The 18,506-nt window shown below is 57.6% G+C and carries 19 protein-coding genes and 1 pseudogene; 8 read left to right on the forward strand and 12 right to left on the reverse strand.

Translation table 11 applies throughout. The features are described from left to right. Window positions 1-37 precede the first annotated feature (37 nt). The 5 genes from fabD to mltG all read left to right on the forward strand — a co-directional run bounded on the left by fabD (window position 38) and on the right by mltG (window position 4,640). The gene (gene fabD, locus KP708_RS13620; RefSeq protein ID WP_099210196.1) at window positions 38-982 is read left to right on the forward strand and encodes an ACP S-malonyltransferase; all 945 of its coding nucleotides are present in this window, start codon (window positions 38-40) and stop codon (window positions 980-982) included. Between the two features lie 12 nt (window positions 983-994). After that, on the forward strand, window positions 995-1,735 hold the full coding sequence (fabG, locus tag KP708_RS13625; RefSeq protein WP_215748771.1) for a 3-oxoacyl-[acyl-carrier-protein] reductase: 741 nt from the start codon (window positions 995-997) through the stop codon (window positions 1,733-1,735). Window positions 1,736-1,937: 202 nt separating this feature from the next. Continuing rightward, window positions 1,938-2,177, forward strand: coding sequence for an acyl carrier protein (locus KP708_RS13630; RefSeq protein WP_007282219.1), 240 nt, complete (start codon window positions 1,938-1,940; stop codon window positions 2,175-2,177). Between the two features lie 120 nt (window positions 2,178-2,297). Continuing rightward, window positions 2,298-3,581 (forward strand): beta-ketoacyl-ACP synthase II, encoded by a 1,284-nt coding sequence (fabF, locus tag KP708_RS13635; protein ID WP_202206687.1) that lies wholly within the window; start codon window positions 2,298-2,300, stop codon window positions 3,579-3,581. An 18-nt stretch (window positions 3,582-3,599) separates the two neighbouring features. Next, window positions 3,600-4,640 carry an endolytic transglycosylase MltG gene (mltG, locus tag KP708_RS13640; protein ID WP_215748770.1) on the forward strand — a complete coding sequence of 347 codons (1,041 nt, stop codon included), beginning with the start codon at window positions 3,600-3,602 and terminating at the stop codon, window positions 4,638-4,640. A 37-nt stretch (window positions 4,641-4,677) separates the two neighbouring features. Here mltG and KP708_RS13645 read toward each other — a convergent pair whose 3' ends face one another. The 3 genes from KP708_RS13645 to KP708_RS13655 form a co-directional block, all read right to left on the reverse strand. After that, window positions 4,678-5,556: a lipid-binding SYLF domain-containing protein gene (locus KP708_RS13645; RefSeq protein ID WP_046899537.1), complete on the reverse strand. Its 879-nt coding sequence runs from the start codon at window positions 5,554-5,556 to the stop codon at window positions 4,678-4,680. Window positions 5,557-5,648: 92 nt separating this feature from the next. Beyond that, window positions 5,649-6,437: an inositol monophosphatase family protein gene (locus KP708_RS13650; protein ID WP_215748769.1), complete on the reverse strand. Its 789-nt coding sequence runs from the start codon at window positions 6,435-6,437 to the stop codon at window positions 5,649-5,651. A 9-nt stretch (window positions 6,438-6,446) separates the two neighbouring features. Then, the gene (locus KP708_RS13655; RefSeq protein ID WP_211513083.1) at window positions 6,447-6,974 is read right to left on the reverse strand and encodes an MmcB family DNA repair protein; all 528 of its coding nucleotides are present in this window, start codon (window positions 6,972-6,974) and stop codon (window positions 6,447-6,449) included. Window positions 6,975-7,040: 66 nt separating this feature from the next. Between KP708_RS13655 and KP708_RS13660 the strand changes: the two genes are divergently transcribed. Further along, entirely contained in the window at window positions 7,041-7,931 is an 891-nt protein-coding gene (locus KP708_RS13660) for a hypothetical protein (protein WP_215748768.1), read from the forward strand. Here the strand turns inward: KP708_RS13660 and KP708_RS13665 are convergent. The 6 genes from KP708_RS13665 to KP708_RS13690 are packed head-to-tail and all read right to left on the reverse strand — an operon-like array spanning window position 7,897 to window position 13,693. After that, window positions 7,897-8,997 (reverse strand): glycosyltransferase, encoded by a 1,101-nt coding sequence (locus KP708_RS13665; RefSeq protein WP_215748767.1) that lies wholly within the window; start codon window positions 8,995-8,997, stop codon window positions 7,897-7,899. The genes KP708_RS13660 and KP708_RS13665 overlap by 35 nt on opposite strands. Then, window positions 8,994-9,749, reverse strand: a complete 756-nt coding sequence (locus KP708_RS13670; protein WP_215748766.1) for a nucleotidyltransferase family protein — start codon at window positions 9,747-9,749, stop codon at window positions 8,994-8,996. Before KP708_RS13670 ends, KP708_RS13665 begins: the two co-directional genes overlap by 4 nt. Next, complete coding sequence (locus tag KP708_RS13675) at window positions 9,746-10,543, reverse strand: sterol desaturase family protein (protein ID WP_215748765.1); 798 nt, start codon at window positions 10,541-10,543, stop codon at window positions 9,746-9,748. The genes KP708_RS13670 and KP708_RS13675 overlap by 4 nt, the downstream gene beginning before the upstream one ends. Then, a complete protein-coding gene (locus tag KP708_RS13680) occupies window positions 10,540-11,640 on the reverse strand; it encodes an LptF/LptG family permease (protein WP_215748764.1) in 1,101 nt (366 codons plus the stop codon). The genes KP708_RS13675 and KP708_RS13680 overlap by 4 nt, the downstream gene beginning before the upstream one ends. After that, window positions 11,637-12,788: an LptF/LptG family permease gene (locus KP708_RS13685; protein ID WP_215748763.1), complete on the reverse strand. Its 1,152-nt coding sequence runs from the start codon at window positions 12,786-12,788 to the stop codon at window positions 11,637-11,639. Before KP708_RS13685 ends, KP708_RS13680 begins: the two co-directional genes overlap by 4 nt. Beyond that, window positions 12,785-13,693: a metallophosphoesterase gene (locus KP708_RS13690; protein ID WP_215757200.1), complete on the reverse strand. Its 909-nt coding sequence runs from the start codon at window positions 13,691-13,693 to the stop codon at window positions 12,785-12,787. Before KP708_RS13690 ends, KP708_RS13685 begins: the two co-directional genes overlap by 4 nt. Before the next feature lie 123 nt (window positions 13,694-13,816). Between KP708_RS13690 and KP708_RS13695 the strand changes: the two genes are divergently transcribed. Further along, window positions 13,817-14,767 carry a diacylglycerol kinase family protein gene (locus KP708_RS13695; protein WP_202206698.1) on the forward strand — a complete coding sequence of 317 codons (951 nt, stop codon included), beginning with the start codon at window positions 13,817-13,819 and terminating at the stop codon, window positions 14,765-14,767. Next, the gene (locus KP708_RS13700) at window positions 14,760-15,692 is read left to right on the forward strand and encodes a hypothetical protein (protein ID WP_215749398.1); all 933 of its coding nucleotides are present in this window, start codon (window positions 14,760-14,762) and stop codon (window positions 15,690-15,692) included. The genes KP708_RS13695 and KP708_RS13700 overlap by 8 nt, the downstream gene beginning before the upstream one ends. Window positions 15,693-15,773: 81 nt before the next feature. Here the strand turns inward: KP708_RS13700 and spt are convergent, their stop codons facing one another. The 3 genes and pseudogenes from spt to KP708_RS13715 form a co-directional block, all read right to left on the reverse strand. After that, on the reverse strand, window positions 15,774-16,967 hold the full coding sequence (spt, locus tag KP708_RS13705) for a serine palmitoyltransferase (RefSeq protein ID WP_215748761.1): 1,194 nt from the start codon (window positions 16,965-16,967) through the stop codon (window positions 15,774-15,776). After that, complete coding sequence (locus KP708_RS13710) at window positions 16,964-17,218, reverse strand: acyl carrier protein (protein ID WP_046899528.1); 255 nt, start codon at window positions 17,216-17,218, stop codon at window positions 16,964-16,966. Before KP708_RS13710 ends, spt begins: the two co-directional genes overlap by 4 nt. Before the next feature lie 113 nt (window positions 17,219-17,331). Next, a pseudogene (locus KP708_RS13715) lies at window positions 17,332-18,477 on the reverse strand (fatty acyl-AMP ligase); the annotation flags it as partial. Window positions 18,478-18,506: the final 29 nt, after the last annotated feature.

The raw sequence follows: 18,506 nt of genomic DNA on the forward strand, positions 1-18,506 counted from the left end.
CACCCTGAGCCTGTTTTTCATGCCAGCAGGGGGATCCATGTCGGTTCACGCTTTTGTCTTTCCGGGTCAGGGCAGTCAGTCAGTCGGAATGGGGCAGGCCCTGCATGATGCCTTTGCTTCATCCCGTGCCGTTTTTCAGGAAGTTGACGATGCCCTCGGAGTGCACCTGTCAAAGCTGATGTTCTCCGGCGAAGCGGACGAACTGACAAAGACCGAGAACACGCAGCCAGCACTTTTTGCCGTATCGCTCGCTGCTGTTCGCGCCCTTGAAACCGAAGGTGGCTTTAAACTGGCAGACAAGGCCGCTTTGCTGGCTGGTCATTCTCTTGGAGAATATTCTGCTCTTGCTGCTGCTGGCACGCTCGGTATTGCTGAGGGTGCCCGTTTGCTGCGTTTGCGCGGTCAGGCAATGCAGCGGGCTGTTCCTGCAGGTGAGGGCGGCATGGCAGCCCTTCTCGGAGTTGAGGCTGAGCAGGCGCAGTCCATCTGCGAAGATGCCGCCGAGGGACAGGTCCTTGAGATCGCCAATGATAACGGCGGTGGCCAGATTGTTGTGTCTGGACACATGGATGCCGTGGATCGCGCCATTGCTCTTGCCAAGGAGCGTGGCATCAAGCGGGCTGTGAAGCTTCCGGTCTCTGCGCCGTTTCACTCGTCGCTGATGGCGCCTGCCGGTCGTGAAATGGCCGAAGCGCTTGCAACGGCTACACTGAATGCGCCAAGCGTCCCGGTTATTGCCAATGTGACTGCTGCGAAGGTCACGGATCCTGATGCGATCCGCGACCTTCTGGTGAAGCAGGTTACGGGAACGGTCCGCTGGCGCGAGAGCGTTCAGGCCATGGCGGCCATGGGCGTGACAAACATGCATGAACTGGGAGCTGGCAAGGTGCTGTGCGGTCTGGCGCGTCGTATTGCTCCTGATCTTGCCACGGACAATGCTGGCACACCTGCTGAAATCGAAGCCCTGCTCAAGGCTCTGTAAGGACAACGAACCATGTTCTCTCTTTCTGGCAAGATCGCACTCGTCACGGGTGCATCCGGTGGCATCGGTGCAGCTATTGCCCGTCAGCTTCACGCCCTTGGCGCAACGGTTGTTGTCAGCGGCACGCGTGAAGCGGCTCTGAAGGAACTGGCAGACAGCCTGGGTGAGCGCACGCATATTGCGGTTGCTAACCTGTCGGATGCGTCTGAAGCTGATGGTCTTGTGGCCAAGGCTGAAGAAGTAGCCGGGGCTCCGCTAGACATTCTGGTGAACAATGCGGGTCTGACGCGCGATACGCTCGCCATTCGCATGAAGGACAGTGACTGGTCGCAGGTCATGACGGTGGATCTGGAAAGCCCGTTCCGTTTGGCCCGCGCTGCCCTTAAGGGTATGCTGCGCCGTCGCGCTGGCCGCATCATTTCCATCGCGTCTGTTGTTGGAACGACAGGAAATGCGGGTCAGGCTAACTATGCAGCGGCAAAGGCTGGCATCGTTGGCATGAGCAAGTCACTAGCTCAGGAAGCCGGTCCTCGCGGTGTGACGGTCAACGTTGTGGCTCCTGGTTTTATTGAAACGCCGATGACGGATGTGCTGTCTGAGGGTATCCGCGAAAAGCTGGTTGGCTCCATTCCGCTCGGTCGGATGGGAAACCCGGATGACGTGGCCGCGGCAGTGGTGTATCTGGCTTCTGACGAGGCTGCTTGGGTCACGGGAACGACCCTGCACGTCAACGGTGGCATGGCCATGGTCTGAGACGCTTGGCGTTTCAGGTCAAAGCGTGCTAATCGCGCGCTGCTTTGCCCGGTCTGATGAAGGCCGATGTCCGGTTCGGCCGGTGGCAACGCCTTTCCGAAAGGAGAGGTGGCCTGCGCTGGAAGCCCTGATGGGTTCCCGGACTGGCAGACGGCAATACGAGTTTTTTGTAACGCCCTGAACGGGCAGAAGGAACAAACAGATGAGCGATATCGCTGACAAGGTGAAGAAGATCGTTGTCGAGCACCTCGGCGTTGAAGAAAGCAAGGTCACGCCGGAAGCGTCTTTCATTGACGATCTGGGCGCAGACAGCCTCGACACGGTTGAGCTGGTCATGGCTTTCGAAGAAGCTTTCTCCGTCGAGATCCCGGAAGATGCAGCCGAGAAGATCGCCACCGTCAAGGACGCGATTGACTACATCGAGAAGCAGAAGGCTGCCTAAGGCGCTTTCGGGACTGGTCTAGGGCTGGTCCCATCCCGCCTCAATTACCAGGGGCGGATACACGGAGCGGTCTTCAGGCCGCATCGTATGGTCGTTTACAACGTGAGACATGAGGCATCGATGAGCGGGAATGCAATCAACGGAAGACGCGTCGTCGTTACCGGAATCGGTGTTGTCAGCCCACTTGCGGTGGGTGCGGAACTGACGTGGAAGCGTCTGATCGAAGGGCAGTCCGGTATCGGGCGTATTACCCATTTTGATCCTTCCGAACTCCCTGCGCAGGTCGCTGGTCAGGTTCCTGAGGGGCCGACCGAAGAGGGCGGTCTCACGCTGTCTGACTGGGTGCCGGTCAAAGACCAGAAGAAAATGGATCGCTTCATCCATCTTGGTCTGGCCGCTGCCATCCAGGCCGTCGAAGACTCGGGCTGGAAGCCTGAGAACGAAGATGATCGCTGCGCCACAGGCGTGATGATCGGCTCCGGTATCGGTGGTCTGCAGACGATTTATGAAGGTTCTCTGACAGTTTCGAGCGGCAAGGCCCGTCGTCTGTCACCGTTCTTCATCCCGTCTGCGCTTATCAATCTCATTTCCGGTCACCTTTCGATCCGTTACGGCTTCAAGGGACCGAACCATGCTGTCGTTACAGCCTGCGCTACAGGCGTGCATGCGATTGGCGATGCGTCCCGTCTGATCCAGTACGGTGATGCAGACGTCATGATTGCCGGTGGCGCGGAAGCTGCCATCTGTTCGCTGGGTATTGCCGGTTTCTGCTCGGCGCGTGCGCTCTCCACTGGCTCCAATGAAGATCCGACCAAGGCTTCCCGCCCGTGGGACAAGGATCGTGATGGCTTCATCATGGGTGAAGGCGCCGGTGTGGTCGTGCTGGAAGAGTACGAACATGCCAAAGCCCGTGGTGCAAAGATCTATGGCGAAATCGGCGGCTATGGCCTGTCCGGCGACGCTCATCACATCACAGCCCCGGCAGAGGGTCATGAAGGTGCATTCCGCGCCATGAAGGCCGCCCTGAAGAACAGTGGTCTTCAGGCATCCGATATCGACTACGTCAACGCGCATGGCACCTCCACCATGGCTGACGATCTGGAACTGGATGCGGTCGAACGTTTCTTCGGCGACCATGCCAAGAACCTGGTGATGTCCTCTACCAAGTCCGCCATCGGTCATCTTCTTGGCGCAGCGGGTGCTGTGGAGGCGATCTTCTGCCTTCAGGCCATCCGTGACGGCATCGTGCCGCCCACGCTGAACCTTGAAAATCCGGCACGCGAGAGCGTAATCGATCGTGTGCCTTTGAAGGCTCAGAAGCGTAAGGTTGATGTCGCTCTGTCCAACAGCTTCGGGTTTGGCGGCACGAATGCCAGCATTATCCTGAAGCGCTGCAAGGACTAAGCGGAGTCGTTTTGATTTATGCCTGAAAGCCAGCCGGACGGCGAAGAAAACAGAAAACCTCTTCTTCCCCCCAAGGCTGGCCGTAAGCTGGCAATCTTTATGGCGCCGCTGCTCTTTGTCGCAGGAGCCGTCGCCGGGTACGGTCATTACACTGACCCTGGTCCGCTTCCTGAAACAAAAGCCTTTGTCATTCCGCGTGGTAACAACGCGACGGTTACAAAAGCTCTTCAGGATGACGGAATTCTTTCCCCAACATGGTCCTCCGGAGCCTTCTTCCGGCTGTCAGCGTTTCTTACGCATCGGGACGGACAGATTCATGCGGCGGAACTTCAGTTTCCCGCCCGAGCGTCCGTGGCTCATGTGCTGGAAATTTTGCGGCATGGTAGGCCTGTCTCCCATCAGTTGACTGTTCCTGAAGGTCTGACGGCGCTGAAGATTGCGGATATTCTTCGCAAAGCACCTTTCCTGACGGGAGACGTCCCTCAAATCGTGGAGGGAAGCGTCCTTCCTCAGACTATTGCCTATGTCCGTGGCACTGCAAGGCAATCCATGGTTGATCGCCTGAAGCGCATGATGGACGCTCAGGTGCAGTCCATATGGGACAAGCGTGATGTGGAAGCCTTGGATAGCCTGATCCAAAACCCGCAGGATCTGGTGACGCTTGCATCCCTGATCGAGCGGGAAACAGCGGTACCGACTGAACGTCCAATGGTGGCGCGCGTCTTCCTGAACCGTCTTAAACTCGGCATGCGCCTTCAGACAGATCCAAGCGTTATTTATGGGCTAAGTGACGGTCTGGGGACATTGGATCGTCCTTTGACACATGATGATCTTCAGGTCTCTGGCCCATACAATACCTACCTGGAAACCGGCCTACCACCGGGGCCAATCTGCTCACCGGGTAAGACGTCTCTTGAGGCTGCGGCCCATCCGGCCGAAGGGAAGGCGTTATATTTCGTCGCTACGGGTGAGGGTGGTCATAGTTTCTCTGAGACACTCCAGGAGCAGGACCGAAATATCCGGGCATACCGAGAGAAAATCCCGGTCGTCCCACAATAAAAAAGCCCCGAATTTTCACATGCGGGGCTTTTTTGGCTTACTTCACAGGGTTCAGAGATGAACTCTGCACGCCGCGCGTTTGGGTGCTGTACGGCTTAGAGGTGTCGTAGTTGCTGGGGTAGGGGCTGCTGCTTACGGGGTCGATATCCGTTGACGTGCTCCCCTGAGAGGCTGGAGCTGTTGCGCTTGTTGAGCGGGCCGTGGAGGCTGTTGGTAGTTTCGCAATGTTCATCATCATGCGACGAAGCGGATCGGCAGACGGATTGTTGACGCGCATCGTCACGATAATGTCTTCAGGACCAACAGCCTGATTGTAGTAAGCGCGGTTCGCGCCGCTATCTACTGTCAGCTTGGAGCCACCAAGTGCGGCGCCCGCATAAAGACCCTGAGCCTTCTGTGCCGCATAGATGTCCGTATTCTTTGCTCCGGCCGTGCTGCTTTCAACACCAGTCCCGATCGTGGCGAAAGATGCGGATGCTGTCGCATCAAACTTGAACTGGCTATCCAGCAGGGCCTGAATGCCGCGCTGGGACATGATGAAGAAAATCATCTCGGAGTTCTGGACGCCAACCTGAACACCCAGAGACCCCGTGCTCAGACGGTAAAATGCGGGATCAGACCATGACCCACGCGCATCGCGGCTCATGAGGACGCAGCGACCGCCAGAGCCTCCCAGACCGAAAGACATGTTCAGAACAGACGGGCACACCATGACGGCTTTGGCTTCCGCCAGAAGCTGCTGTGAGCGGGATGTCGAGGTTGTTTTTGCAAACAGGTCCTGAACAGCCAGCGTCGCTTTATCCACAACGATCTGCTGTTCGCTTGCTGTGGTGGTGGTTGTGCCAGAACACGCAGCGAGCGTTGCACACCCTGTGGCGGCAAGAACGGTCGAACGCAGGAGACCGGACAGGGTCATAAAACTTACCTTCTGCTAGCGGCAAAAATAGATCTACCCCGCACTATGCGTGAAATAAGGCCAAATCACGAGTGCGGGGGCGGCAGGTCGTGTCAGATTTCCACCTTCACGGCGTTTGACAGGGTTTGGGCGATACCGGGAGCAGCCGCGAGAATAGTGGCGCCTCCTGTCAGACCGCCTGTCTGAAGGAAAGGAGAGACAGTAGCGCCAGCTTCTTTCAGAATGATCAGTGCTGCGGCGACATCCCAAAGCTGGATCACGATTTCAAGGTAACCATCGCTGCGACCACATGCGACGTCCGCCAGCGCCAGGGCCCCAGACCCACCTGAACGCGGCATGGCGCCCAGAGACATGATTGCGCCGATTTTTTCACCAAACAGTTCGGTCGACACCCGGCAGGACCATCCCATCTCAATCATGGCCTCCTGCGGGTTGCTGATAGGGGAGGCTTTGATGGGTTTTCCGTTTAGGAAGGCGCCTTTGCCTTTCTGAGCAGTAAACACTTCATTGAGGGCTGGAGCCTCAATAACGCCAGCAACGGGCACATTGCCCTCAAGCAGACCCAGCGACACGCACCACCGGTCTCGCCCGCGTGCAAAATTGGAGGTTCCATCAATCGGGTCCACGACCCAACGGAACTGCCCCTCACGTGTCAGGCCGCCTTCTTCGCCTTGAAAACCATCTTCCGGGAAGAGTTCCTGAATCCGACGGCTGACGAGGGCTTCAACAGCTCCGTCTGCTTCCGTCAGATAGTCCTGACGGCCTTTGAGAGTGCCAGTCGGGCCCCCAGGCTGAGGGCGCATGGAAAGGGCGAGCGCCGCTGCATCCCGGACGACACTGCGGGCGGCTTCAAGACGGACGGCAATAGGGTCAAAACTCATGGACATATCCTATTCTGTGCGGCGTGCTGCGCGCAGGGAGGCTGTGATGGCCGGATCCTCAAGAGACATGAGGCGACTGGCGGCCGTGGTGGCAAACAGGTGCAGAATTGTCCGCCTACGTGCCGGTGCGATCCGGTGTTCTGCGGGATCACGAATGATGGCGCATTCAGCTACCACACTGTGGAAGAGGCTACTGGGCACCATGCTGAGACTGACAGTGATAATGCCAACGTCCGGAGGCAGAACTTCTAGCGGAAAGCCATCATCCACCGCAAAGTACAGCCTGTCCGACCAGTTCCGGTAATCCGGCCATTTCTGATCTGTCTGGAAATCGCGGAGTCCGGATTTGATCTCAATGCAGGACAGGCTGTGATCCGGCAGGAGGGCCATCACGTCTGCGCGACGCCCGGCCGAGGGAAGAGCAAATTCGTTAATTGCTGCCCAGCCCATGGCGCGACATAGCCCCAAAACAGCACGCCGGATGGCAAACTGTCGTTCAGGGAAACCAGGCGGGATCTCGGAAAGGACCGAACTCATGGTTCCATATTGCCCGGATCTGCGCTTTACGTCTGCCCCTGTTCGCGTTTTTCAAGGAGAGTCGGCATGCCGTTTCTACGCACGGACCACTGGCGTTGCGCCATTATCCACGCTCCTCTGGCGGACCTGATCCGAGCGGGTAGTCTCAACGGGTTTGAGGTGACGACCCTGCCGGATATCGGAGATCACAGGTTTCTGGCCGATCCTTTTGGTCTTTGGCGGGACGGAAAGCTGCATGTTTTTGCGGAAGCCTTCGACTACCGAGCCCCCAAAGGCACCATTGATGTTCTGGTCTATGACCGGACAGGAAAGCTGATTCAGCAACAGCCTGTCCTGTGTGAGGACTGGCATCTGTCCTACCCGTACGTCTTTGAGCATGGCGGGGAGACATATATGCTGCCCGAGGCCAGTGCTTCAGGCCGCCTGACCCTGTATCGGGCCAAAGCTTTTCCGTTGGAATGGGAAAAGGTCGAAGCATTTGATTTCCGAGAGGCCGCAATTGACGCCACGCCGTTCCATTACGCCGAGCGCTGGTGGATGTTCTGGACGCCCGCAGGCACACGAGATGAACGGCAAAGCGCTCTGCACATCTCCGTAGCAGACGGTCTTACGGGGCCGTGGACACATCTCGGACTGTTTTTGAGTGACTGTACGGGAGCGCGTCCGGGTGGTACTCCGGTTGTTGTCGATGGAGAGCTCTTCCTTCCCACGCAAGACTGCCGTGACACTTATGGCCAAGGCATCCGTCTGCTGAAGATTGAAGGGCTTGAGCGCGGGTTGCCGAAAGTGACACCAAGTGATGTGCTGGATGCGCCTGCCGTGTTGCGCCGTCGTTTTCCGGACGGTTTCCACACGCTTTCAGCCGCTGGGCAGGTGACACTTGTTGACGTCAAGCGTGTTGGAATTGGCCCACGTCGGGATCTTATGAATGTGAAGCGTCGTCTGAGGCTGGGTTGAAGCCAGGAATTCGGTCCAGAACGGCATTTCCCTGACGCAGAAACGCTGTCGGGCCGAACCGCTCCAGAACACGCTCCCGGGAGAGGCGCCCCATAGGTTTGAGCTTCCCCGGTGTCATAATGAGTTCAGCAATCGCACTGGCCAGAACCGGGGCGTTGTTGAACGGGACCACAAGACCGGAATGCCCGTCTTCCATGGTGTGGGGGATTTCGCCGGCCGGCGTGGCAATTACGGGCAGCGCGCAGGCCATGGCCTCATGGGCGGCAACACACATGCCCTCCCACTGGGACGGCTGAACATACAGATGCAGCGTCGACAAAAAATCGAACGGCTTGTCGCAATGCCCCAGAAAATCGACAGGGAGTTTTTTCTCCTTGGCAATCTGCTCCAGTGTTTCTTTTTCGGGACCGTCTCCTGCAAGAAAAAGTCGGTAGGGCGGCAGATCCGGGTGGTCGCGGAGTAGATCCAGGGCTTCGAAAAGCAGATCATACCCTTTGACGGCATGCAGTCGGCCAAGACTGCCGATACGGACGGTCTGTCCCTTACGCCAGGCTTTTGCCTTCGGGCTGTGAGGATTGGCACGGAAAATCGGCCAGGGGAGAACGCGGTTCCGTAATCCCAGACTTCTGCGGGCAAAATCTTCAACCGTTGGAGAGTCCGCAATCCACAGTTTCGCTTTCCGGCATAAAAGCCGAAGCAGAAGACGGTTGGCGGATTTCAGTTGGGCGGAATGCTGCCAGTGAACCGCTGGGACACCAAGCCTGTTGGCTGCGCGCTGGCCAAGGAGTGTGGCTCTGGTCAGGGACGTCCAGATCAGATCGGGCTGAAACGCTTCCATTTCATCGCGTAGCCAGCGCCAGGCCGCTAAATGGTCTTTGTTGCCGCCGGACCGCACACGAACCTCAATGCCGTGGCTTTCCAGAACGGGAATGGCCAGGCCATCACGCTTTTCGAGGCTGAAAACTGTGACTTCGCCACCTCGCTGCTGGAGAACGGAGACAATGTCCGGAATGGGAAGCTGCGCGCCACCGCATTCGAGCGAGTTGATGACGTAAGCAATTTTCATGAAGACCGTTGTGCCAGAAGCTGTTCAGCGAGTGTCAGGTCAGAAGGCTTATCGACATCTACGGCGGCCTGACCGTCAGAAAGCGGCACGAGACGTATTTTGGCGCCCGTCAGAACTTCGATCCGACGACACAGAGCCGTGGAATCCAGGCGGCCTGTCAGTGCCCGAAGAAGCGTTCCGAACCCCAGTGTTCGCGCCATTTTCAGGGGGCGTTTCCGGTCTTTCTGAAGCCGCTTCCACAGTTCGACCACTTCCGCAGCCTGAGGCGTGCCCATCCAGAAAAGATTACATCCGGAAAAGCTCATATCCGCGAGGCGAATATAGGTACGCTTCGTGGTCGGGACGTCGCGCTCTACAGTTTCCCGAAGAGCGACGCCCACGGCAAGATCACATCCAGCCGTTTTACCAAGAAATTCTGAAACCCATTCTGGACGCAACAGCGCGTGATCAGCCGTTGTCACCAAGCAGGGCGTCCCGATTTTGATGAGAGCTTCCGCAACGCTTTCGCTGGGAGACGGTGCCGATTGAAGAACATGGGCCTCGCCGGAAATGTCCCGAATACGGTCTGGTGCTTCGATGCTGACCGTAATCGGCCCGAGAGCAGGCATGCTCTCCAGTACGCGCAGGACGCGCCCCAGCATGGGTTGGCCGCCGACCGGAAGGAGCGCTTTGTGCGAGACCTTCCCGAGTTGTGCCAGAACATCACGCTCACCGTCACGAGAACCAGCGAGTACGAGAACGGGAAGGCTCACGCTGTGCGGCTGTTGTCGGAGGTCGGGCGCGCACCATCTGGACGATCCTTTGGCGGAGAGCCCGTCAGGTCCATAACCCAGGGATAGAGCTTGGCTTCATCCAGATCGTAGCCGAGATTGAAGACGTGCTGGCTACGCGCACGCTCACGGGCTTCACCGTAGAAACTGCCAAAAAAGCGGTCTGGTACGTAGTTCGTGATTCCGTAATTGCCGTTCTCATCGTGGAAGTGATGAAGCACGTGGAGCTGCTTGATCCGCGCAACCCATTTCCACTGCGGCTTGTAGGCCAGATGCTGGATGCAGTGAAAGAACTCGTAGATGCACGTCATGACGAGGGCTGTGGACAAGGCGCAGAATGCTCCGCTCCAGCCGCAGATCAGGTATCCGATCGGCATGGTGATGATGCCCATGGTCGGGACGGTGTTCAGGGGTGATCCAAACAGCACGTCCAGTAGATGGGGGTCCTGGTGATGATCGAAGTGGATGCGCTTCCAGAGCGAAGCGGTCCAGTGGTTCCGGTATAGCCAGCGCCCATGCAGGATGAAGCGATGGATCATATACCAGGCCAGCGGATACACCACGATCACGACAGGAACGGGTATCAGCGTTGTCAGCAGGCTATGGGAGAAGTGAAGTGCTGCGAAAGCTGCTGCAACGATCAGTACGAAATACAGAAGAATGGTCGGGTAGGTGAGGTAGGCAATCCACAACTGGGGCAGCGACATCTTTCCAAGGTCGAAGCTGCGCCCCGTTCGGAGGGACGACATGTTCTGCCATGGTTTGGACTTGCTCATTTTTCCTCCATCCTCAGGACCCAGGTCAGCCCGAGAAGGGCGCCCAGAAGCGGACCCGCGCAGGCGGCCAGCGGCGCACCAAGCGTTCCGGCATTGCCCAGTGCGGAAATCATTCCCTGCAGGATCACGAAGCCCATTCCCGCGGCCAGCACATAGACCGGAAGCGGGTTTCGAAGTCCTGCCCGAGGGGGGATATAGATCACTGGTAGCGCTAATAAAAGCATTACTGCGACCTGCAGCGGAAGAATAATGCCACTGAAGAGCGCCATGCGGTACGTGGCGCGTGGAAGACTGGCAGGTGCCCCCTTGTGGAGGATAGCCCTGATCTGACTTGGGGTCACGGCGGCGTTATCTTCCGACAACGTCATGATCATTGATGGCGTCGCCGGAATGGCAAAATTATTGTCACCACCCGTGATTTTTACAAAAGCGCCATTATCCGTCAGCGTTAGGTCCTGCGCTCCGGTGGGGTGCCAGTCCTTGCCATCATAAGTCAGGGTTGCGGCGTGCTCGGTTCCTGTCAGAAGACCGCCAGGATCACGGTTATAAATGGTCACATCCCGAAGGAAAGCACCACCGTTGGCATACTGACCGATACGCACCAGAGTCGGCCCGGCGCGAAACCAGAGAATGCGCTTTGCGGGCGTGTCGGGTTTTGCTGCGTCAGGGTCGGTCTTGTTCCACCATGTGGCAAGCGCATTTTCGCAAGGGGGAATAAGCCAGTATTGCATGGCTGCCCCGGTGAAACCCACAATCAGGACGGCAGGCAGAAAGCGCTTGTAAAGATTGATTGTAGAAAGTCCGGCGGCGCGCAGGGCCGACATTTCTGACGATAGCGTCATCTGCATCAGGAGGAACAAGGCCCCGACCATGAATGCCAGTGGCATGATCTCGACGCTGAGTGCAGGAAGATGCAGCAGCGCAAATGTCAGGATGCCTTTGAAGCCCAGATTCCGGTTGAGAATAGGCGTTGTTTTTTCAAGAAGAGCGAGGATCTCAAGCAAAGATACCAGCACGCCGCCACAGAGCATAAAGCGCCCCAAAAGCGCGCGGTTCAGATAGCGGTACAGAACATATCGAGGTGCGTGGGCGGTCATGAGGGGCGAACCAGTTTGCGGCGTTTCCAGGAGCCGCGTGACCGACGCAGCAAAGTGGCGGGACAGCCAATGCAGAAGATCGCTTCAGGCACCCAGATGGCAAGCCAGATAGGGAGGCGGCCAGTTGCGGCCAGGCTATGTCCAAACATGAGCATCTGATCAAAGCCGACAAGGATACCGGAAACGGCAATCAGTCCCCATACGGACTTTCTGCGTCGTGAGCCAATGGCCAGCGCCACAGCCAGAGGTGGGATGAACGGGATGGCAAGGGCGTGGGCGATACGGAAATCTATTTCTGCCCGTAGCGTCCGGTATTCGATGCCGGGGACGCCATAACGCAGGTCATGCGCGAGTTCAAAGAGCGTCAGTTCCCGCTCGTCAATTCCTCGGGAGCGGAAAGATGTCTCTTTCGCCGGGTGATCAATAACCCGAACGACGTGGGAGAAATGCGTCACCGTTGGTTTATGGTCTGTCGCGCCGGGAAAGGGATCATCGACGATCTCGCCGTCCCAGAGATCCATCTGCGTGCTGCGTGTCTTGTCCGAAATCGTGAGCATGCCCCTGCGGGCCGTAATGATGTGGGCAACGCCTTTCTTGTTCACTTCCCGAATGAAGACACGCTTCATGTGTGTGCCGCCATGACTGACACTGTCTGCGGTCATGACTGCCGTGTCAGACGTGGATGCGAACATTCCTGCCTGAAGATGGGGAGCCCAGCCGGTATGGGCTGCAAAGTAGAAGCCTGCCCGGTAATCATATCGCGCAACCGGCTGAATATAGCCGTAGAGCAACACGCTGACAGCACCCAAAAGCAGGCCTACAATCATGAAAGGGCGGCTAATCCGCAGGAGCGATACGCGACCAGCCTGAAGGGCATCGATCTCGTTGTTATCACTCATCCCGTGAATGGTGAGAAAGACCGAGATGCAGAGTGCCGCAGGGAGAGCAATCCCGAAATAATGAGGCAGGAGGTCAGTGAGCAGCGCGATACAGGTCGCCAGCGAGCTTCCTGCTGATGCCAGATAGTCGAACAGGACGAGCAGGCGCTCCAGAAGAAGCGCCACGAGCATGGCGAACAGCGCAATGACGAACGGTGGCATCATCTGCCACAACAGATACCTGTCCAGAATGGAAGCGCGCTGCTTCATGTCGCATTGCCTTGAGGGCGGAACCAGGACGCCTGTTCCGTGATGCTTCCATCCGGCCGGTGACGGGCAAGGTCAATCGTCCAACCGCTCTTTCGAGGCCGAATGCTCAGATGATTCCAGCAGGCCTGCCGATGGGCGCGTTTATCCGTCAGAGACGCTGACGCGACACCAAGCAGCGGTATGTCGGTTCCGGCAATATGAGTCAGAGTCGCATCATGGGAATGCCCGTGCAGAACGATTTCCGCGCCCGTCCTCTGTAGAAGCTTTGTCAAAGCGGGATGATCAAGCAACGACTTCCGCCACGGCACAAGCCCTCTACGGGGCGGATGATGGATCATGACAACGCGACAGAGCCCGGCATCGCCCAGCTGGTTCAGTAATGCTTCCAGTCGGGTGAGCTGTCTGCGGCCAACGCGGCCGTATGCCATGAAGGGTGGGGTCGAAATGCCGGAATTCACGCCGACAACGGCAACGCCATTGTGGATGCGCGCGTACGGGTAAGTCGCTGCGGACCATTTTTTCCATTGCAGGATCCCCTTTTCTGGGGACTGCCGGATCATGCAATCATGATTGCCTGGAATGACAAGTGCCGGCGCGGGTAGTTTTTCAAGCCACTCGGCAGCCAGGGTGAACTCCGCAGGTGTGCCAAAGTTTGTGAGGTCTCCGCTGACAAGAACGGCATCCACGTCAGCCTTGGCGATGTCCTGTACGATTGCCGCGCATGTGGCCGCCAGATGAACGTGTTGGCGGTGCTTTTTCCAGGAAATGAGACTCAGGGCCCGCTTGTTCAGAGCCTCCCACCAGCGCACTGGAGGCGGGGGGAGGTGGGGGKCCGAAAGATGGGCCAGAACGACGGCGCACGTCTCCCGCTGAGAAGACGTTTCTGCGGGAAGATCATGGGGCATTGGGAAAATGAAGCCTTGTCAGTCTTTCTGCCGGAAGGGGAAGCTCGCATTCTGGCCGAAACATCATAGCCGTGCTAGACCCGCCCGCATAGCTCCGAACAAAAACGAAGAATTCCCCCTATAGTGCGATTTGCCCTTATTCATAATGCTCGCAGCCGCAAGAACCGGCGCGGCGGTTCCGTATTCGCTACGGAGGCCAAGGCGCTTCTCGGAGAGAATTTCGTTCCATCAGACAGCCGTGAAGGAATGACAGAACATGTTCATCACCTTTGCAGGCAGGGAGTCCGAACCATCGCCATTGATGGTGGAGACGGAACCATCAGCGCAGCGCTGACAGCTATCGCCCGCGCATACCCTGCTGATCGTCTTCCGGACATCGCTGTCATTGCCTCGGGGAACACCAACCTCATTGCGGGTGATGTCGGGTTTGGGTTGAGGGGAATGGAAGCCATTGATCGCCTGGAGCAGGGAGCTGCCATGCGATCAAGTACTCGCACGCCTATCTGCCTGTCTTGGCCCGATACCGACCGTAAGCCGGTTCTGGGATTGTTCGGGGGCTGTACAGGCTACGCGAGAGCTGTCCGTACCGCGCATTCTCCAACCGTCGTGCGGTTTGCTCCGCATGATCTGGCCGTGGGTTTCACGCTGTTCAGCACCGTTGTCAGTCTGTTGTTCCGGAAAAGCCGCAAGAGTTGGCTGGCGGGCGAGCCCTTACGGGTTGAAACGTCCGGCCACGCTTATGACGGGAACAGCTTCATGTTCCTTTCAACGGGGCTGTCACGACTTTCCCACGGAATCTGGCCCTTCTGGGATGCGGAGCCGAATGTGGAAGGTCTTCGATATCTTGACGTCAGCGCTTATCCGGAAAACCTTGCCCGCGCGACTGCTGCGCTGCTGTGTGGGCGAGCGCCTCGCTGGTTGCGTCGTCATCCAGACTATGTGAGCGGTCGGACAGATGACATGATGCTTGAAACCAGAAGTGATTTTGTCCTCGACGGGGAAGTTTTTACGCCCTCAGAGAGTGGACGTATTCGCCTTGAACGTGGGCCTGCCTTCCGTTTCCTCCATGCCTGATGCCCTTGAAAAACTCCTGATCAAAGAGTTGACGACGCCTGTTGATGAGAGGGCTGTCGCTTTCGCGGATGCTTTGGCCCGTGCGTTCCCGCGTCCACCTCTGGGTGTTCTGTTCTATGGGTCAGTGCTTCGTGCAGCGGACCCGGAAGGCATTCTCGATTTTTATATCGTGACAGAAAGCTCGAAGGATTTTACCGGCAGTATGGTCGCCCGAACGGGCAACCTGCTTCTTCCCCCAAATGTACGCTACGCGGAGTTCAAGGACGGTAGTCGCACGTTGCGGGCAAAGATTGCGGTGCTGTCGCGGGAGCAGTTCGAAGACCGTACGTCACTTGGCGCGCTCGATACGACACTGTGGGCACGGTTCTGTCAGCCTGTACGTCTGGTGTGGGTCCGGGATGAGCGGGCAGCGGATGTGTTGCTGGACCTGCTGGCAAGGTGTGTGACGACGGCGTCCTGTTGGGCAGCTCTTCTGGGCGCTCCGCGCATGACAGCCCTTGAGTATTGGCAAACACTTTTTGCTCATACCTATGCATCTGAATTGAGGGTTGAGAAAAAAGGGCGCGGGAACAGCCTGCTCGCAGGCCAAGAGAAGCGGTTCAGTAGCATGCTGACACTGGGATGGGCGCGTGCGCATCTTGGTTATGCTGCATCGGGTCAGATGCTTGAACCTACAATATCGGCAACCCTGCGCAAACGAGCGGCTCGCCGGTGGGCGCTTGTTGGGACGTCAGGCAAACCGCGAAATGTCGCCCGACTGGTGAAGGCTGCKTTTACTTTTGAAAATGGCGCGTCTTATCTGGCATGGAAAATTCAGCGCCATACAGGGCTGGATCTAGCCCTTTCTGATTTTGAGCGTCGCCATCCCTTGCTAACTTTGCCTGCGTTGCTTTGGCGTATGAAGCGCTTACGCAGAGCTGTCTGACGTTATTTTTCAGGATAAAGCCCACAGAAAAAGGGGACTGTCCCAGACAGTCCCTTTTTTGCGTTTTAAGCGACGCTGTACTCAGTCTCGAAAATGCTCGGCGACCTGCTTGAAGACAGCTGTTGCCTGATCAATTTCTTCCGGGCTGTGAGCGGCCATAACCGAGCAGCGCAGTAGCGGACGGTTGTCAGGCGTTGCGGGCGGAAGAGACAGATTAACATAAACGCCGTTCTCAAGAAGGGCATTCCAGAACCCGACAGCCTGAGGCACCGTTTCCAGCGTTACGGCAACCACCGGCGAAACATGCTCGCCTGTCTGGAGGCCTGCGGCCTTCAACCCGGCATGAAGACGTGCAGCATTGTCCTGAAGGCGGGTGCGAAGTTCTGGATGCGCAACCATATCATCAAGAGCAGCCAGCGTTGCCGCGATGATCTCCGGGGGGAGGGAGGCCGTGAACATATACGGGCGAGAGCAGAGGCGCATCAGATCAACGCCATCATTATCCGTCACACAATAGCCGCCCACTGTCCCGAGCGACTTTGAGAACGTCCCGACCACGAAGTCGATGCCGTCTTCACAGCCCTGAAGTTCCGCAACGCCGCGACCGTTTTCACCCAGCACACCAAAGGAATGTGCTTCATCAGCCATCAGGTAAGCACCATGGCGCTTCTTGATTTCGACAAACTTGTCCAGCGGGGCAACGTTCCCCGTCATGGAATAGATGCCTTCTGCGATGATCAGCTTGGCGCCAGGATGATCGCTCAGGCGTGCAAGGCGCTTCTCAAGATCGACCGGATCATTGTGGCGGAAACGGATGACCTGCGCACCAGACAGTTTTGCGCCGTCATAAATGCTGGCATGGCTGTCTGCATCCAGAAGCAGCACATCGTCCTTGTTGACCAGCGCGGAAATCGTGCCGAGGTTGGCCTGATATCCCGTAGAGAACACCATGCAGTGCTTGCGGCCGAAGAAAGAAGCGAGGCGCTCTTCCAGCTTGCGATGCAGGCCGAAAGTGCCATTGGCAATCCGGGAGCCCGTTGTGCCGACGCCCATTGTGCGGGCTGTCTCAATCGCGGCTTCCGCTGCGTGTCCTGACTGGCTGAGGCCCAGATAATTGTTGGTTCCGAACAGAAGCGTCTCGCGCCCCTCAATCAGACCGACCGTGGCTGAGAGCGGGCGTTCAATCACGACCTCGAACGGGTTGCGTGGCGAAACGGCCGTCAATCCGTCATAGGCTGCCCGGAGGGCGGCGTGTTTTGCAAAGATGTCAATCACGCGTGGCTTGCCTTCAGTGTATGAAGGCAAGCAGCCAGATCATTGATGGTGCGGATATCTGCCAGCTTGTCGAGCGGCACAGACACGTCCAGCTCATCTTCAATTTCCATGACGAAGTTCATGACGGCGAGGCTGTCAAAAGCCAGATCTTCGACGATCTTGCTGTTGCCATTGATGTCCCGCGGCACTTTCGGGTTGGCAAGCAGCTTTTCTATGATCATTCCGGAGATGCCGGCGACGCTGTCAGTCATGGAATTGAACTCTCGGTCTTACTATGCAGTTTGTGAGCGCTTTATGCGTCAAAGCACGTCTGTTCGCCACCCCCTCCCTGAGCAGGGAGAGGAAAAGCGGTCAGGTGTGTCCGTCAGGCTGCGGAGTTGGTTGGCTCGGTCTGCAGATCGAACTGACCTGACAGAAGCATTGTCTTGGCGCGGGCACGCGTCAGCTTGCCGGAAGACGTCTGTGGAAGGGTGCGGGGCGGAACCAGAATAACCTGCACGTCCACACCATGCTGACGGCGGAACAGGCTCGTGACTTCATCACGGAGCGTGTTGCGACTTTCTTCTTCCGTTGCACGGCACTGAACAAGTGCGACGATATTCTCGCCAGTTTCCGTTTCCACGGAAAAGACTGCGACATCGCGGGATCGGAGTGTGCTGATCTCGCTCTCGGCAGACCATTCCAGATCCTGCGGCCAGATATTCCGGCCGTTGATGATGATAAGGTCCTTGGCGCGGCCTGTTACGACAATCTGGCCGTTTAGATGGTAGCCAAGATCGCCAGTGTTCAGCCAGCCATCAGCATCGAGAACCGCTTCTGTCTCTTCCGGCCGGCGGAAATAGCCACACATGAGGCTTGGTCCACGGACGAAAACACAACCAACGTGGCGCTCAGGCCGAATGTTACCGAGCGGGTCACGGACTTCAATCTCGTGCTCAGGCAGGGCTTCACCGCAAAGCACAAAAGTGCGGAGCGCGTGAGAAGGATCATTGGAAGGCTTGGCGAGGCCGTCTTTTTCCAGCGTGCGCAGATCGATCGTGTCGGTCTGAATACCGGTATTCAACGGTGCAAAGCTGATGGCCAGTGTTGCTTCGGCCATACCGTAGCTGGCAACGAACGCGCGAGCATCAAATCCATTGGATTCAAAACGCTCGGCAAAGCCTTCGAGGATATGGTGGCGGATCATGTCGCCGCCGATCCCCGCAATGCGCCAGCAGGAGAGGTCCAGATCTGCCTGGCCACTGCGACGCGAACATAGCTCGTAGCCAAAGGAGGGGCTGTAGGCGATCGTGCCGCGATTGCGCGAAATCAGGTCCAGCCACACATGGGGGCGACGKGCGAATTCGCGGGTCGGCAGCAGATCMACCGTTAACTGGCATGTCAGGGGGGTCAGGAAAAACCCGACCAGGCCCATGTCATGGTAGAGTGGCAGCCAGGACACGCAGCGATCATCGCGGGGATCTTCTGCGGGATAAACCTTGAGACCGTCACGGGCAATCGCGCGTGCATCTGTCTCTTATTCACATCTCCGCGCCCACG

It is taken from the genome of Gluconobacter sp. P5H9_a (assembly GCF_018812085.1).
Taxonomy (GTDB): domain Bacteria; phylum Pseudomonadota; class Alphaproteobacteria; order Acetobacterales; family Acetobacteraceae; genus Gluconobacter.

Coding starts and splice junctions, on each gene's coding strand:
- fabD (WP_099210196.1), top strand. CDS start 38: ATGTCGGTTCACGCTTTTGTCTTTCCGGGTCAGGGCAGTCAGTCAGTC.
- fabG (WP_215748771.1), top strand. CDS start 995: ATGTTCTCTCTTTCTGGCAAGATCGCACTCGTCACGGGTGCATCCGGT.
- KP708_RS13630 (WP_007282219.1), top strand. CDS start 1,938: ATGAGCGATATCGCTGACAAGGTGAAGAAGATCGTTGTCGAGCACCTC.
- fabF (WP_202206687.1), top strand. CDS start 2,298: ATGAGCGGGAATGCAATCAACGGAAGACGCGTCGTCGTTACCGGAATC.
- mltG (WP_215748770.1), top strand. CDS start 3,600: ATGCCTGAAAGCCAGCCGGACGGCGAAGAAAACAGAAAACCTCTTCTT.
- KP708_RS13645 (WP_046899537.1), bottom strand. CDS start 5,556: ATGACCCTGTCCGGTCTCCTGCGTTCGACCGTTCTTGCCGCCACAGGG.
- KP708_RS13650 (WP_215748769.1), bottom strand. CDS start 6,437: ATGAGTTTTGACCCTATTGCCGTCCGTCTTGAAGCCGCCCGCAGTGTC.
- KP708_RS13655 (WP_211513083.1), bottom strand. CDS start 6,974: ATGAGTTCGGTCCTTTCCGAGATCCCGCCTGGTTTCCCTGAACGACAG.
- KP708_RS13660 (WP_215748768.1), top strand. CDS start 7,041: ATGCCGTTTCTACGCACGGACCACTGGCGTTGCGCCATTATCCACGCT.
- KP708_RS13665 (WP_215748767.1), bottom strand. CDS start 8,997: ATGAAAATTGCTTACGTCATCAACTCGCTCGAATGCGGTGGCGCGCAG.
- KP708_RS13675 (WP_215748765.1), bottom strand. CDS start 10,543: ATGAGCAAGTCCAAACCATGGCAGAACATGTCGTCCCTCCGAACGGGG.
- KP708_RS13680 (WP_215748764.1), bottom strand. CDS start 11,640: ATGACCGCCCACGCACCTCGATATGTTCTGTACCGCTATCTGAACCGC.
- KP708_RS13685 (WP_215748763.1), bottom strand. CDS start 12,788: ATGAAGCAGCGCGCTTCCATTCTGGACAGGTATCTGTTGTGGCAGATG.
- KP708_RS13710 (WP_046899528.1), bottom strand. CDS start 17,218: ATGACTGACAGCGTCGCCGGCATCTCCGGAATGATCATAGAAAAGCTG.